Here is a 14,268-nt window from a genome sequence, read left to right on the forward strand (position 1 = left end):
GTCACGTTTGCGGAGCCGACCCTTCGGACTCGGCCATCAGGCCCGGTTCTCGCACAGGGCCGTGTCCAGCAGTGTGGTCAGCTTCTGGCCGGATGGATTGCTGGCGAGGTAGGCGTTGGTCATCACGGCGGCGTGCCGACCGTCCTTGGTGACCATGGTGTGGCTGAAGTAGCCGGGGACCGCGCCGTTGTGCCCCCATGCCTCGCCGCCGCACGACAGGTCCACCTTGACGATCCCCAGGCCGTAGCCGCCGCCTCCGATGTCTCGTGCCTTCTCCATCTCCGCCAGCGCCGCCGGGGACACGACCTTGCCGGCGGTCAGGGCCGCGTAGAAGGCGCTGAGGTCCTGCATCGTCGAGATCATCGCTCCGGCCGCGCTGAAGACCGACGGATCGTAGGAGAGGACCGGGCTCCAGAAGTAGAACGATCCGATCCGCGCGCCGTGGTAGCCGGGCACGGCCGGGGCGGGCAGGGCGCGGTCGCCGGGGGCGGGGAAGACGGTGCGGGTCAGGCCGAGGGGCTCGATGATCCGGCGCGTGACGGCCTCGTGGACCGGCAGGCCCGTCACCTTCTCGATGAGCATGCCGAGGATCAGGTAGTTCGTGTTCGAGTACGTGAAGCCGGCGCCCGGCGCGGAGACCGGAGCCCGCTTCAGGCCTTCCTTCACGAGGGTGGCCATTGTGTAGGTGCCGTCCGGTTCGGCCAGGGCGACGGAGGCCAGGGGATCGTACGCCGCGATACCACTGGTGTGCTGGAGCAGGTGTCTCACGGTGATGCGGGTGCCGTCGTATCCGTTGCCGTTCACGGTGCCCGGCAGGTAGGTGCCGATGTCCGTGTCGAGGGCGACCCTTCCTTCGTCGACCAGCTGCAGGACGGTCGCCGCGGTGAAGGTCTTGGTCTGGCTGCCGATGCGGTAGTGCTCGTCGGCCCGGATCGGCTTGGTGGTGTTGATCGTGCCGGTGCCGGCGGACAGCGTCCAGGAGCCGGTGCTGTCGCCGGCGTGGACCGCGGCGCCGGGGCCCGCGGCGGACTGGAACGTGTTGAGCGCCGTGCGTGTGGCGGGGTGGTCGTCGGTCGAGGCGGCATGTGCCGTGGTCGTCGTCAGCGTGACGATCGCCGCGGCCGCCGCACCGATGGCGGCCGTGAGCCGCTTCCTGCTGTGCTTCACTCTGTTCTCCTCCGTCTGGCGGTTGCGGTGGTCCGGCTAGGGGTTGATGCCGTCGAACTGCAGGACCCGGTAGGGCGGTTGGTGTACGACGCCGGGCCACTGGGAGACGATGAGGGTCAGCGAGGTCGGGCTCGCGCTGCCCGGATGGATGTAGCCGCCGTACAGGTGGGGGACCTGCGGCTTGCCCCAGTGGCTCGCCGGCCAGCGGTTGTCGCCGACGATCTGCGGTTTGGGCGCGCTCCACACGGCGTCGGGCCGTGACGCGGTCCGGGTGCAGATCGAGTAGTCGGTGACGTCGAAGTAGCTCATGCAGTACCGGCCGCCGACGCGCTTGACCGAGAACTCGCCGATGTTGTTGCCGGTCAGGATGGGCGAGGGCGAGGCGGTGCTGGTCCACTGCCAGCGGCCGTCGAGGTACGCCCAGTTCTGCTGCGCGCCGAAGTTGCCGGCCCGGAATTCGTCGGGCCATATCCGGAAGAGCTGGATCGCGCCGCCGTCGGCGGTGTTGCGGTGGCTGCCGTTCCAGCGCTTGGAGAAGATGTACAGCCAGCCGTCGGGATCGACGCCCGCGAACGACCACATCCCGTACATGGACTGGTTCACGCCCTGCATGTCGCCGGCCCAGTGGTAGGGGTAGTCCCGCCAGGTGACGCCGTGGTCGTCCGAGTAGGCGATGCCGGACATCAGGGACCCGTCGTAGCCCGCGGGCGGTTCCCAGGTGCCGACCGAGGTGTACTGGATGTATGTGCGGCCGCCGAACTCGATGCAGTCGTTGGGTATTCGGCTCACCTCGAAGCCGAATCCGTTGTTCGCGTTGGTCCGGTAGTCGAACAGCTGCCCGGCCCGGCCGCCGGTGGGCATCGCCCAGGTGAACGAGATGGGGGTCGAGCCGGAGGCGTCGAAACCCGACTGGCAGAGCATGAGCGGCGATCCGAGGTAGTCGCCGTACTGCTGCATCTGGGACCAGGTGTCGCCGAAGACGTAGCCCCAGGTGCCGTCGTGCTCGCGGTAGTACGGGATGCCCAGGTCGCTGGAGCCCACCCCCTGGGCGGCGGCCGAGTCTCCGGGCTCGTCGCACAGCGGGGTACCGCGCTGCGCGGCCGAGGCGGGGGCGGCCGGGGCGAGGGCGGTCAGGCCGGCGCCGAGGGCGAGACCGCCTCCGGCCCTGAGGGCGGTGCGGCGCGAGACCTGGGGCCGGTGGTCGATGGGGGACGGTTCGGGCATGGTTGTTCCTCCGCAGGAGAGACAGGGTGTGGAGGTGTGCGCGGGCGCGCGTCGTGGTCGGTCAGCCGGCCGCGGCGAAGGCGGCTTCGAGGCGCGGGACGTAGTCGGCGAAGGCCGGGGCCCAGCAGCCGTAGTTGTGGCCGCCGTTGCAGCTCGGTGCCAGCGACGCACCGTTTCCGTAGTCGACGAGGCGGCTGGGGATACCCAGCTGGTCCAGGCGGCCCTTGACGGTCTTGGAGGCCGCCGCGGTGTGGACGTCGATGAGGTCGTTGTTGCCGGTGTAGAGCGTGATGCCGGTGCCGGACAGCTTGGCGAGGTTGGCCGGCGCGGCCGGATCGACCGCCTTCCACACGCGGTCGGCGTTGAAGACCGGATACGGGGAGCCGAAGATCGCGTCGCTGTCCACGTAGGGGCCGTGGCCGACGCAGGTGCCGGATCCGGAGCCGGACGAGCTGCTCGCCGCGCACCAGGCGCCCGCGAGGTTGAGCTCGGTGGCCAGGACGGCCCCGCGGACCTCCCACTTGCCGAAGTCGACGCCTCCCGACAGGGCGGCCACGTGACCGAACAGGTCGGGCCGGACCTGGGCGTAGTGGAGGGAGCCGTAACCGCCCATGGACAGTCCGACGACGGCCCGGTGGCCCCGGTCGGTGCGGGTACGGAGATGGGCGTCGATGAACGGGACGACCTGCTTGAGGTGGAAGGTCTCCCAGTTCGCGGCCCCCTCGGCGGTGTTCTGCATCAGCCAGTCGGCGTACCAGCCCTTCAGCCCGCCGTCCGGGACCACGGTGATCATCGAGTCCGAGTGCAGTGCCGGTGCGGCCGCGACGTCGTTCACGTTGCCGCCACCGCCGTGCAGGAAGTAGGTGACCGGCCAGCGCCGGCCGGGGTCGGTGTCGTATCCGGCGGGAAGGAGGATGCGGATCTTGTGCTTCCCGGAGAGCTGCTTCGTGGTGACGGTGATGGTGACGTCGGTGGGGCTGTGCACCTGCGTGTCTTCGGGGACCAGCGTCAGGCCGTAGCCGTCGCTGAAGGTGGGAACGGCGGTGGCGGTGGCCGAGGATGCGGACGCGGACGCGGAGACGGTGGCCGCCGACGCGGCGGTGCCCGTCAGGGCGGCGAGCGCGAGTGCCGCGCCGAACGCGGTGAGGCGCAGGGGTGTCATCGGGGACCCTTCGTCGAAGAGGCTCGCGACGCGGTGAGCTGCCGCGAGCCGGACGTCCCTCATGCTGCTGTCCCGTACCTCCCGGTGGACAGGCCACACCACCGGCCATTGGTGACCGGCCGCCCTCGGCCGGTGTCACGCTCCTGCGGTCACGAGGTGCCGGTCGAAGAAGGCGGGAAGACGGCCGGTGCGAAGTCCGGGTGGTGCCGGCGATACGTACTTCCGAGGTGGTGCTGCAGCCGGACGTGGCGGAACTGGTACACGGCGCCGGTCTGGCGCAGCACCCCTCGACGGTAGGCATCGTCCAGGAAGGCGGCGGGGTCCCAGGGGAGCCGGCCGGTCAGGGGCAGCCAGACACGGGCGAGCAGGAGCCACTGCCCCCAGGCGGTGAAGGCGAGCACGTAGGAGGCCGCGCCGCCGAGGCCGCCGACCGTTCCGATGAACAGGCTGTCCTTGAGTCCCCAGTTGAGTTGTCCCAGCGAGCCCTGGAGCAGCAGGACGACCAGGTGCCCGCCGAAGGCGATGGCCAAGGTGAACGTCGGGGCCAGGATGAGGAACTGCCGGCCCACCGTCGTACGGTTCGCGAACAGCAGGCTGACCGGGGTGGCCGCGGCGGTGACGTCGACGGGTGCTTCGAGCGCGGCCATGAGCCCGAAGACGAGACCGGCGGCCGAGCCGAAGATCAGCCCGAGGACCAGCATGTTGATCAGCGTGCCTTCGACGACGCGCGGGTCGGTGAGTGATGTCCCCGCCGCCAGCGCGCGTCCGAGGGTGAGAGCGCATGCGCATCCGATCCCCATGACGGCCCCGCCGAACAGACCGTGCCCGAACCGAACCGTGAAGGTACGCAGGGGCCGGCGGCCGAGACTGTCGTGCGTGGGGCGCAGCCTCAGCCGGACACGGGCCGGTTCGAAGGTCGCTCCGCGATCGGACCTGTCCGCCATCGCGTAGACGGATCCGAAGGCCAGCCCTGCCGCCGGTCCCATGAGGCTTCCCTGCAGAAGGAGTTCGCCGATGCCGAGCGGGGTGAGCAGCAGGCCGACCAGCCACTCGGCCAGGGTGATGCTCAGGGCGGTGGCCAGGACGACGGCCAGGGTCCGCGTCGAACGGGGCAGCGCGTCGCGGAGCTGCCACCACGCGAGGTCCTGCTGCTCACGGTCGAGACGGACGAGGTGGTGGGCGAGGTGGCCGAGCCATCGCTCGGCACGGACGGGGTCCGCGTACGGCGTTTTCGGCTGCCGGCCGGCGGTGTCCCGTTCCGGGGCGTGGCGCCGGTAGACGGCGGGCACGAATCCCGCCAGCAGATGCTCCTCCAGGCTCTTCACCGAGGGGAACCGGGTGGCGTCGAGGAGTTCGGCGGGATCCCGTCCGGGCGTCTCGCTGTACAGGGTGCGGGCGAGGATGACCATGAGCGGGGTGGTCAGCACCGTGGCGAGGTCCGCGGCCGTCGGGGTCTTCGGCGTGCGGAGTTCCGCGAGGAGCGCGTCCCACCCCGTCCCGTGCGCGCTGGTGCTGTCGCCGCTCTCGTCGGACGGGACGGTACGGGTGGTGCGCGGCAGGTAGCCGGCGAGGTCGTCGAAGGTGAGGTCCGTGAGCTCGATGCCGCCCGCCCAGACGAGCGGCGCGTGCGCCGCCCGGACCGCTTCGGCGTATTCGTCGCGTCGGCTGGTGAGGACGAGGGGGGTGGAGGTCGCGTTGAGCGCGTCCAAGGCTTCGCGCCGCAGTCCTTCGGCGATCTCGTCGAATCCGTCCAGGACCGGGAGGATGAGGTCGGCGTCGACCAGCGCGACGGCCAGGGTCGCCCCGCGGGATCCGCGGCGGGCCAGATGGGGGTGGTCGCGCAGCAGCCGGCCGATCAGCCAGTCCCGCAGAGTGGTGGTCGACGGGTCCCAGCCACCGATGCTGAAGATGACCGGCACGCGTCCGTCCGGGGCCGGGGCTTCCAGGAGGTCCAGGGTGAGCCTGATCGTGAGGATGGATTTGCCCGAGCCGGCCCGTCCGAGGATCGCCATGCGTCCGGACGGGATCCTGCGGTAGATCTCGGCCACGCTCCGCAGGTCGCCGTCCAGATCCACCTCGCGCGGTGCCTCACCCGGCCCGAGACGCTGGATGTTCTCCGCACGGTCGGTCAGACCGGCGGGCGCCGGCTTCCACCGGACAGGGAGGGGGAACGGGTCATGGACCCGGCGTTGGGCCTCCTCGCGGCGCCAGCGGCGCCGGACCTCCGTCGCGAGCTCTCGCGCGGCGTCGGCGAGTGCGTCGGGGACGGGCAACAGGGTGGGCGGGGCGGGCACAGGTGGCGGCAGTTCTTGGCCGGGGTGGCGAGTGTCGGCGATCGGGGGCGCGAGCGCGGGCCCGTCCTCTGGTCCGGGATCGGTTCGGGGTTCCGTCCCGGCTCCGGATCGGGCAGCAGGGACGCTGCGCGCTCCGGCGAGGGTGGCCGCCAGGCGTCGGCGGCTCTCCTCCCCGAGGTCGAGCGCGTCCGCGAGCAGATTCACCGTCCCCATCCGGTGGTTGGTGGATCCGCCGCTCTCCAGCCGGCGAATGGTGCGCACGCTGACCCCGGACCGCTCGGCCACCTGTTCCTGCGTCAGGTCCGCCTCCTCGCGCAGCCTGCGTAACAACGTGCCGAGGTCGTCTGCCACCGAGCGTCTCCCTACCCACCAGTACGAACGGCGGTGAGCCTACCCGCGGCCACCGGTCACGGATGGCCGGTTCCCTGACCTGTACAGCCGACATGACCAAGGTCACCGTCGGGGTCGGCGTCCCGTGGGCACACCGACGCGAGGCAAGGAGTCGACATGGCCAACCGCTACTGGTGCGGCGAATGCAGCTTCAAGACGCCCTGGCGTGGGGAGTCCGAGGGACTGCGCCGGCAGATCGAGCACTACGCCGACAAGCACCCCGGCACTCCCCCCGGTGGCCAGGTCGAGACCCGAAGGAAGGGCTCCGTCAAGGGGAACGCATGCCTCCTGCTGGCGGCCGTCGCACTGGTCCTGCTCACCGCTGTGGCCACCTGCCGGCACTGAGCGCGCGCGTGCGGGTCCCTGCCGACGGAACGGCCTGCCGTCTCCTACGGTTCGCAAGGCGATGGCGCACGTGCGGTCGTGACCCCGCTCACGTACCTCGACATGATCGGCCGCTGATCGGCCGCTTCTAGAGTGGATCCCGTGCCGATTCCCGTACATGCCCTCGCCCACCGACCGTTGACCGCTGCGGCTGTCGCCGAGCTCGTCGCTCTGCCATCCGAGCCGCAGGTTTCCGACGACGCCGTCGAGGCGGTGGTCCAGCGGCGTGGATGGAGCTGGGAACACGACCTGGTCTGCGACTCCTTGCGCACCGGACACGGGCATGTGCTGTGCACCGAGGGCTACATTCCGTTCGGGCGACCGGACGCCCGGCACTTCCTGGTCTTCGGCGAGGTCTACCCGGTCGACCCGGACGACGAGAGCATGGCCAACGAGCGGTGGCTGTCCCGCCTCATGGACGCCTGGCAGAGGCAGCCCGGCTGGAGTGGCCGCCGGCCGGGCACGGCCCAGGACTGCGAGAACGTGCTCACCCAGGCAGCGCAGGCGGTGACCGAGTGCCTCGGCTCAGCGCCCGAGCGCACGGTCGTGTCATCCGCAGCCGTGGTCACCGGTCCCGCTCTGACGCACCGCGTCTGGCGCACCCCCACCCACGCGCTGGTACTCGGACCAGCGGCGGACAACGGCCCCTACGGCTACCTCACCCACCTTCAGCTCTCCTACACCTCACTCCACTGCGGCCCTGAACTGCCGCCCCAGGAGGACGAAGACGGCCTGGCCGGATGGATCACCGCGCACGTCGACTGGTGACCCACTGGGCCCGCCTTGGAGAAGGTGTCAGGTGTCAGAGGTGGCTGTCCAAGACCTCCCGGACCTCGGCGATGGTCATAGGCGCCGTACCGTGCGCCACCGCCTCGCCCTCCTTCAGCAGGACGTAGGACGCGGGTCCGGTGACCCCGTATCGCTCGGTTGCGGCCGGACAGCGCGTCATGTCGGTGCGGACGGCCGTCAGACGGCCCGCGTATTCGTCGGCGATGCCGCCCACGACGAGGTCCATCGCCCGGCACGGCTCGATCGCCTTGGGCCATGTCCCGGTGAAGTACGCGAGGACCGGGACTCCGCTCATCCTGAGGATGAAATCGAACTCCGCATCCTCACGGGGTTGGTGAACCCGCTTCGCCATGGAAGCTCCTGACCTCGCGTTCCGTCATTCCCTCCCCATTATCCCCCGCACCGTGCGGCAGACCGGCCCGTCGGCACCGACCGTCCACGTCGGCAAGAACCGGGCTCCACACCCGCGGTTCGTTTGCGCACGGCCCGTACGACGGTTGGTCAGCAGGTACCACTCGCTCGTCCCGCCTCCTCCGGGACACGACACGTAGCTCCCGTGCACGATCTGGGTGATGGTCGCGCCGTCCCCGGGATAGCCCAGCCCCCTGACGCTCGCGGTGAGGTACGGCCCGGACCGGATGCGGACTCCGGACTGCTTGAAGTCGCTGACCCAGTCGGCGGGCGCCGTCACGGCCGCCGGAGCCCCGGTTCCGGCCGTGGCGGTGGTGGCGGCGGAATGCTTCATGGACGGGGCGGCGGCGCCGGCCGCTGCCGGCTGGGCCGTGAAAGCCGCCGTGGCGACAAGAGCGGCGGAGAGGACCCCGACGGCGTGAAGGTCCTCTCAGCCGCGCGTGAACGTGAGGCGGTACTCGTCGAAGTGCGCCCAGTCCAGCACGAGGTGGAAGCGCTCGTGGCTCTTCAGGGTGTCGAGGGCTACCTGCGCGCGTGCCTTGCCGCGCTCCAGACGGGCGTCGCCTTCCTCGATCAGGCGGGCCAGCGCGCCACGCGCGTCGTCCTCGGTCAGGTCCGTCGCGGTGGCGAGGCGATCCAGCGAGGTGAAGAGCTCGTCCGGGCGGTTCAGGTCGTCCCGCAGGTGCCCGATGAGCGCGTTCTCGGCCGGCCCGAGCTCGAAGATCCTCCGCATCTCCGCGAGCTTGGCGCGGTCGTCCTCCGGCAGGTCCAGGATGTCCTCGGGGCGCGGGAGGGGTTCAGGCATCGACCAGACGCCGTCCTGTTGGGTCGCGATGCCCAGAGCCACCATGGTGTCGGCCAGTTCGCGGACCGTGGTCGGGACCGCCAGTCCGGCGCTGCGCAGCAGACCCTCGCACTTGGCCTGGTGGGCAGCGGCGTCCGCGCGGATCTCGGCCTTCTCTTCCTCGGTCTCCGCGTAGTCGAGCTCATCGGGGTCCTGCCACATCACGGGTGAGTCCAGGTCCCCTCCGTCTCTGCCGAAGAAGGATCCGAGCCGGCCACCGAACAGCTCCTGCGTCACGTCGTCGATGGTGCCGCTCATGCCCCGGACCGAGGCGGTTCCGAAGAGCATGCACAGCACCATCGACTGGTACTGAGGCAGATACTTCGGCCATCCCGTGGCGAACCATCCGGTGTGCATGGCCAGGGAGCCATCGTCGCTGTGCTCCGTGGAGTCCTGGTCGACGGACACGCGTCTCCTTGCTGGGTCGGTGGCCTGGCGCGTACGGCGCGAGCCCACACAGGATGTCGGTGCTGTCCTGTCGGGATGAGCTCGCGGCACGAGCACTCACGGTAGGGCCGGTGAACGCGTTGCTCGGGATGTTCGATCAGAAACGTCCCGATCGAGTGACGCCCGAGCAATCCACGTGAGTATCGATCGGATCCCTTCAGCGGCCGTACGCGCCGCCGAGACGGCACCCGTCCGTGCACCACGTCATCGCAGGAGACGCCTGTACGGGTGCGCGCGCCGTCTCAGGCTGCGGCCGGTGGAGGGGGTGATTCGGCGGCGCGGCGGTATTCGGCGTTGATGCGCTGGGCTTCCTCGAGCTGGTCCTCGAGGACGATGATGCGGCAGGCGGCCTCGATGGGGGTGCCCTGATCGACGAGTTCCCGGGCGCGGGCGGCGATCCGGAGCTGGTAGCGGGAGTAGCGGCGGTGTCCGCCCTCAGAGCGAAGCGGGGTGACAAGGCGGGCTGCGCCGATGGCGCGGAGGAAGCCCTGGGTGGTGCCGAGCATGTCGGCGGCCCGGCCCGTCGTGTAGGCGGGGTAGTCGTCGTCGTCGAGACGGCCGTACGAGTCGTCTGCTGTCATCGCACCTCTCTGTGGAACGCGTGGAGGGGCCCTGGTGCCGTACGGCACCAGGGCCCCGAAGGAACTGCTACACCATCGGCCGACCCTGATCCTGCGTCGGCCTTCTGTGTCCGCCGACCCGACCCAGTCGCTGTCGGGGGTGCGGGGATCGCGGTTGCTTGACCGGAGACCACCTCACTATCGATGTCCTGCGGTACCCGGGCTCAAGATTCCGCCCGGGCGATCCTGATGGCGCTTCGTTCCTCCGTTCTACCCTCGGTGATCAACTACTTACCATGGGGGTACTGCGTACTGCGGGTGATGCGACCTGCTCAGTGGCCTGTGACAGCGCCACTCTTCGGCAGCCAGCCCCGTCGCCCGTCCTGCGTCTGCTCTGGCTTGGAACCCCACTGCCGAACTTCCCGGTGCGCGCGTCCGCAGCCGACGCCTTCACCGAGGTACCGCTCACTGACTTCACTGCGGGGTACTGCGAACTGCTCCAAACGGGTACCGCAACTGCCATGACCGCGGCCCCGCTCACGGCGGCCCCTGATCACTGCGGGCCACCCGGTCCGGCCGTCAGTCCCGTCGCCGTCCTGCAACAACCCTGGCTTCGAAACTCCACCGCCGAACCGTCCTGCGTACTGCGACTACGGGTACTGCCGCCCGGCAGTTCGTCTCTGCCGGGCCTTGTTGTCTTCCTGGGCTACGAGAGAAACCATAACCAGACCACCACCCAATGTCTACTCCAGCCACGATAGATTTTCGCGTGTCCGGTGATGAGGTAATCGACCTCGAACAGCGACGCGGGTGGGGGCACGCCCGTGCAGGCAGGAGTGGGCATCCCCCGCCCGATGGCCCTCAGCCCTGGTCGGCCACGAAGGAGGCCATCCAGGTCAGGGCCGAGTTCCAGTTGATCGTGAGTTCGTTGGTCGACCAGGACTGGATGTCGTCGATGTAGCAGAACTGACCGACGCATCCCTGGAGTTTGCTCTGTGCGAGCGGGTCCTGAATGCTCGAGTTCGGACCGCCGGACAGCGAACCGGCGGGCGGCGGAGGCAGCTTCGGGTCGAGTTGGCGGGCGTACCAGCGGCTGTGCTGGTTCTGCGCGTTGACCTCGCCGAATCCGGTGACGTACGAGATGTTCAGGGCGTTGCGGCCCAGGATGGAGTCCATGCTCTGGACCGCCCCGTCGCGGTACTTCGTGCCGCCGGTGATGTCATAGGCGGTGGCCAGGACGACGGCGTTGTTCAGGAGCTGGTGGGTGGAACCCCAGTCGTACCTGTGGCCCTCCGGGGCGTACGGCATGCCGTAGGGGTGTGCCTGCAGCGTGGCCAGGTACCGGTCGGCTCCCTTGCGTACGGACTGGCGGACCTGGTCGCGGCCGGGCAGCCGGTTCGGGACGGTGGCCAGGTCGAGCCGGGCGGGGACGGCCGTGCGCGCCCAGTCGAAGCTGATCGGTCCGAAGATGTCGGCGGTGTGGACCGGGGAGTTCAGGATGTGGTCCTGGAACTCCTTCCCGCCCGTGGTCAGGTACAGCTCGGTGGCCGCCCAGTAGAACTCGTCGGTGACGTCACGGTCGGCGTAGGTGCCGCCGCCGATGCCGTCGCTCTCGGAGGCGAGGACGTCGGGGTGGGCGAGGGCCGCGGCCCAGGCCGTGCGGGCCGCCGCGAGCGCGGTGGCGGCGAACCGGGGGTCGTACGGCTTGTACAGGCGGGCCGCCTGGGCGGCGGTCGCCGCGAGGTTCAGGGTGGCCGCGGTGGTCGGTGGGTGCAGCTCGCGCTTCTGCGGGTCGTCGGAGGGCATCAGCGGCAGGCCGGTCCACTGCTCGTCGTGGATCTTGTGGTGGGCCATGCCGGCGAGCGGCTTGCCGTCCGGCACCTGCATCTTGAGCAGGAACTCCAGCTCCCAGCGGGCCTCGTCGAGGATGTCCGGGACCTTGTTGCCGCTCTCGGGGATGTTCAGCGTGCCGTCGCCCAGTTTCCCAGCCTGCCCTGTGCGGGCGAGCCGGGCGCGCTCGTAGGTGCTGAGGAGCTGCCAGACGGAGATGCCGCCGTTGACGACGTACTTGCCGTGGTCACCGGCGTCGTACCAGCCGCCGGTGACGTCGAGCATGTAGTCGCACACACCCGGCTGGCAGGGCACCTTCCCGTCGCCCTGGTTGGGGGCGACGTCGACGTGGCCGGCCGCGCGGCCGTACCCGGGCCGCAGGTCGTCGCGGATCGCGACCCCGCTGCGCTGGGTGTAGTAGAACTTCGCGGCATCCAGGCGGAGTTTCTCGTAGGCGGCGGTGCCGATGTCGAAGGGGCGGCTGGTCTCGCCGTCGGCGACCAGGGTGAGGCCCTCCCCGGCGCCGCGGTGGTCACTGAAGTGGATCGAGTGGACGTTCTGTCCGGAGGAGGGGTCCACACCACGCGGCACGGTCCAGCCGCCCGCGACGACGGCGCCGGAGGCGTTCTTCAGCTTCCAGGGCAGCCGCTCGGTCGCGTCGGTGACGAGGGTGGCGTTCTTCGGCCCGCGGGGCAGGTAGGCGACCTGGTTGACCCGGACCCGGGGCCCGGTGTCGGGCTTGTACTGCTCCGGCGGCACCCCGCCCAGCAGGGACACGTCGTCGAGGCAGAACCGCCAGGGGTCGGCGCCGCCGCCGAGCTGGAAGGCGACCTGGCCCTGGGTGGTGTCGACGGGGGAGGCGAACGTGTAGGTGTAGGTGTTGCCGGAGACGCTCAGTTGCGGGGTGACCTCGTGGTACGTGTCGTACGGCGGCACCTGCAGGCCCACGACCGCGCGGACCGAGTTGCCTTCGGGGGCGCCCGTCGCGCTGAAGCTGAAGAGGTACGACTCGCCCTTGACGAGCGTGAGGTCGTTCTGGCCGACGGCGGCGTCCCAGCGGTTCGCCGTGCCGCCCGGCACGTCGGCGCAGAGCCGGCCGTCGGACAGCCCGCTGGTGACGCCGCTCGTCCACCAGGGGTCGGTGGTCGCGTCGAAGGTGCCGTTCCTGATCTGTTCGACCTCGTCCGCCCCCGCCGGGCCGGCGGGCACCGCGGTGAGACCCGTCGCCAGCAGGGCGGTCAGCGACAGCAGAGCGGTTCTACGTCTGTTCACGTGTGGGCTCCTCGAAGAGGGCGGCGGAGCGGCGTATTGGTGGGAGCGCTCCCATCGGCGGAGGACATCGTTACGGTCGGACCGCGGAGACGTCAACGGCCCGGACAGAAACCGGTCGAGGGGCCGACATCGACACGGAGTTGGCGCCGTGGCGTCACCCGGTCCCGAGGGATTGTCAGGGGCACTTCAGGCTCCTACAGTGCCCACCAGCACCGCATGGGAGCGCTCCCAAGGTCATCGTCGTCGGGGAACGCTCCGATTCGCCAGCACGGTCACCACCGTCCCACCGTCCCGGAGAGCTTCACCCAGAGAGGTCCCCCCATGCGAGCGTCACCGCACCGCCCCAGAACCGCGCGCGGCTTGCTCGGCGCGCTGCTCCTCGCTCTCGCCACCGTCGCGGCTCTCCTGGCCGCCGCGCCGACGGCCCGGGCAGACACCCTGGTCTGCGAACAGTACGGTTCGACCACGATCCAGGGCCGTTACGTGGTCCAGAACAACCGCTGGGGCACCAGTGCCACCCAGTGCGTCACCGCAACCGACACCGGCTTCCGGGTGACCCGCGCCGACGGTGCCGTGCCCACCGACGGCGCCCCGAAGTCGTACCCCTCGGTCTTCAACGGCTGTCACTACACCACCTGTTCGCCCGGAACCAACCTCCCGGCGCGGATCAGCGGCATCGCCAGTGCCCCCAGCAGCATCTCGTACGGCTATGTCGGCGACGCCGTGTACAACGCCTCGTACGACATCTGGCTGGACCCCACGCCCAAGACCGACGGGGTGAACCGGACCGAGATCATGATCTGGTTCAACAAGGTCGGGCCGATCCAGCCGATCGGCTCACCGGTCGGCACCGCCACCGTGGGCGGGCGCACCTGGCAGGTGTGGACGGGCAGCAACGGCTCCAACGACGTCATCTCCTTCGTCGCCCCCTCGGCCGTCCCCAGCTGGAGCTTCGACGTCATGGACTTCGTCCAGGAGACCGTCTCCCGCGGCATGGCTCAGAACACCTGGTATCTGACCAGTGTCCAGGCCGGCTTCGAGCCGTGGCAGAACGGCGCCGGGCTCGCGGTGAACTCCTTCTCCTCGGCCGTGAACCTCGGTGACCCCGGCACCGGCGAACCCGGCCCGGCGACCGCCTGCAAGGTGACGTACACGACCAACGTCTGGACCGGCGGCTTCACCGCCGACGTCACCGTCGCCAACACCGGTCCGGTCCCCGTCGATCCCTGGACGCTGTCCTTCACCCTGCCCGCCGGGCAGCGCATCACCCAGGCGTGGAATGCCGCCGTCACAGGGACCTCCGGGGCCGTGACGGCGACCGGTCTGCCCCACAACGCGCGGATCGCGGCCGGAGCGGCCCAGACGTTCGGCTTCCAGGGCACCTACGGCGGCACGTTCGCCCCGCCGTCCGGGTTCAGCCTCAACGGCGCCCCCTGCACGTGATCCCGGACCGTCACCGCAAGAGGAGAACACCCACCGGAGAACCGTTCCCCC

At 70.1% G+C, this 14,268-nt stretch carries 12 protein-coding genes; 4 read left to right on the top strand and 8 right to left on the bottom strand.

The window, feature by feature from the left end:
• Positions 1 to 36 precede the first annotated feature (36 nt).
• The 4 genes from ACFYV5_RS32040 to ACFYV5_RS32055 form a co-directional block, all read right to left on the bottom strand.
• Positions 37 to 1,167, bottom strand: a complete 1,131-nt coding sequence (locus ACFYV5_RS32040; protein WP_389174323.1) for a serine hydrolase domain-containing protein — start codon at positions 1,165 to 1,167, stop codon at positions 37 to 39.
• A 36-nt stretch (positions 1,168 to 1,203) separates the two neighbouring features.
• Complete coding sequence (locus tag ACFYV5_RS32045; protein ID WP_389174326.1) at positions 1,204 to 2,391, bottom strand: DUF4185 domain-containing protein; 1,188 nt, start codon at positions 2,389 to 2,391, stop codon at positions 1,204 to 1,206.
• 61 nt (positions 2,392 to 2,452) lie between these two features.
• Positions 2,453 to 3,553: an alpha/beta hydrolase gene (locus ACFYV5_RS32050; protein ID WP_389174329.1), complete on the bottom strand. Its 1,101-nt coding sequence runs from the start codon at positions 3,551 to 3,553 to the stop codon at positions 2,453 to 2,455.
• Positions 3,554 to 3,702: 149 nt separating this feature from the next.
• The gene (locus ACFYV5_RS32055; RefSeq protein ID WP_389174332.1) at positions 3,703 to 6,198 is read right to left on the bottom strand and encodes a helix-turn-helix domain-containing protein; all 2,496 of its coding nucleotides are present in this window, start codon (positions 6,196 to 6,198) and stop codon (positions 3,703 to 3,705) included.
• A 156-nt stretch (positions 6,199 to 6,354) separates the two neighbouring features.
• Here ACFYV5_RS32055 and ACFYV5_RS32060 point away from each other — a divergent pair, with 156 nt between their 5' ends.
• Both ACFYV5_RS32060 and ACFYV5_RS32065 read left to right on the top strand, forming a co-directional pair.
• Positions 6,355 to 6,582 carry a hypothetical protein gene (locus ACFYV5_RS32060; RefSeq protein ID WP_355114819.1) on the top strand — a complete coding sequence of 76 codons (228 nt, stop codon included), beginning with the start codon at positions 6,355 to 6,357 and terminating at the stop codon, positions 6,580 to 6,582.
• Positions 6,583 to 6,723: 141 nt separating this feature from the next.
• Positions 6,724 to 7,389 (top strand): hypothetical protein, encoded by a 666-nt coding sequence (locus ACFYV5_RS32065; protein WP_389174335.1) that lies wholly within the window; start codon positions 6,724 to 6,726, stop codon positions 7,387 to 7,389.
• A 34-nt stretch (positions 7,390 to 7,423) separates the two neighbouring features.
• Here ACFYV5_RS32065 and ACFYV5_RS32070 read toward each other — a convergent pair whose 3' ends face one another.
• A complete protein-coding gene (locus ACFYV5_RS32070) occupies positions 7,424 to 7,762 on the bottom strand; it encodes a thioredoxin family protein (protein WP_389174338.1) in 339 nt (112 codons plus the stop codon).
• Between the two features lie 304 nt (positions 7,763 to 8,066).
• On the opposite strand from ACFYV5_RS32070, the gene ACFYV5_RS32075 reads away from it, so the two are divergent.
• On the top strand, positions 8,067 to 8,243 hold the full coding sequence (locus ACFYV5_RS32075) for a hypothetical protein (protein WP_389174341.1): 177 nt from the start codon (positions 8,067 to 8,069) through the stop codon (positions 8,241 to 8,243).
• Positions 8,244 to 8,251: 8 nt separating this feature from the next.
• Here the strand turns inward: ACFYV5_RS32075 and ACFYV5_RS32080 are convergent, their stop codons facing one another.
• The 3 genes from ACFYV5_RS32080 to ACFYV5_RS32090 all read right to left on the bottom strand — a co-directional run bounded on the left by ACFYV5_RS32080 (position 8,252) and on the right by ACFYV5_RS32090 (position 12,774).
• Positions 8,252 to 9,073: a DUF6042 family protein gene (locus ACFYV5_RS32080; RefSeq protein WP_389174343.1), complete on the bottom strand. Its 822-nt coding sequence runs from the start codon at positions 9,071 to 9,073 to the stop codon at positions 8,252 to 8,254.
• A 281-nt stretch (positions 9,074 to 9,354) separates the two neighbouring features.
• A complete protein-coding gene (locus ACFYV5_RS32085) occupies positions 9,355 to 9,693 on the bottom strand; it encodes a MerR family transcriptional regulator (RefSeq protein WP_355114827.1) in 339 nt (112 codons plus the stop codon).
• Between the two features lie 840 nt (positions 9,694 to 10,533).
• Positions 10,534 to 12,774, bottom strand: coding sequence for a glycoside hydrolase family 9 protein (locus ACFYV5_RS32090; RefSeq protein WP_389174346.1), 2,241 nt, complete (start codon positions 12,772 to 12,774; stop codon positions 10,534 to 10,536).
• A 321-nt stretch (positions 12,775 to 13,095) separates the two neighbouring features.
• On the opposite strand from ACFYV5_RS32090, the gene ACFYV5_RS32095 reads away from it, so the two are divergent.
• Positions 13,096 to 14,217, top strand: a complete 1,122-nt coding sequence (locus tag ACFYV5_RS32095) for a cellulose binding domain-containing protein (protein WP_389174349.1) — start codon at positions 13,096 to 13,098, stop codon at positions 14,215 to 14,217.
• Positions 14,218 to 14,268: the final 51 nt, after the last annotated feature.

It is taken from the genome of Streptomyces sp. NPDC003035 (assembly GCF_042888285.1).
Taxonomy (GTDB): Bacteria; Actinomycetota; Actinomycetes; order Streptomycetales; family Streptomycetaceae; genus Streptomyces.

Coding starts and splice junctions, on each gene's coding strand:
- ACFYV5_RS32045 (WP_389174326.1), bottom strand. CDS start 2,391: ATGCCCGAACCGTCCCCCATCGACCACCGGCCCCAGGTCTCGCGCCGC.
- ACFYV5_RS32050 (WP_389174329.1), bottom strand. CDS start 3,553: ATGACACCCCTGCGCCTCACCGCGTTCGGCGCGGCACTCGCGCTCGCC.
- ACFYV5_RS32060 (WP_355114819.1), top strand. CDS start 6,355: ATGGCCAACCGCTACTGGTGCGGCGAATGCAGCTTCAAGACGCCCTGG.
- ACFYV5_RS32070 (WP_389174338.1), bottom strand. CDS start 7,762: ATGGCGAAGCGGGTTCACCAACCCCGTGAGGATGCGGAGTTCGATTTC.
- ACFYV5_RS32085 (WP_355114827.1), bottom strand. CDS start 9,693: ATGACAGCAGACGACTCGTACGGCCGTCTCGACGACGACGACTACCCC.
- ACFYV5_RS32095 (WP_389174349.1), top strand. CDS start 13,096: ATGCGAGCGTCACCGCACCGCCCCAGAACCGCGCGCGGCTTGCTCGGC.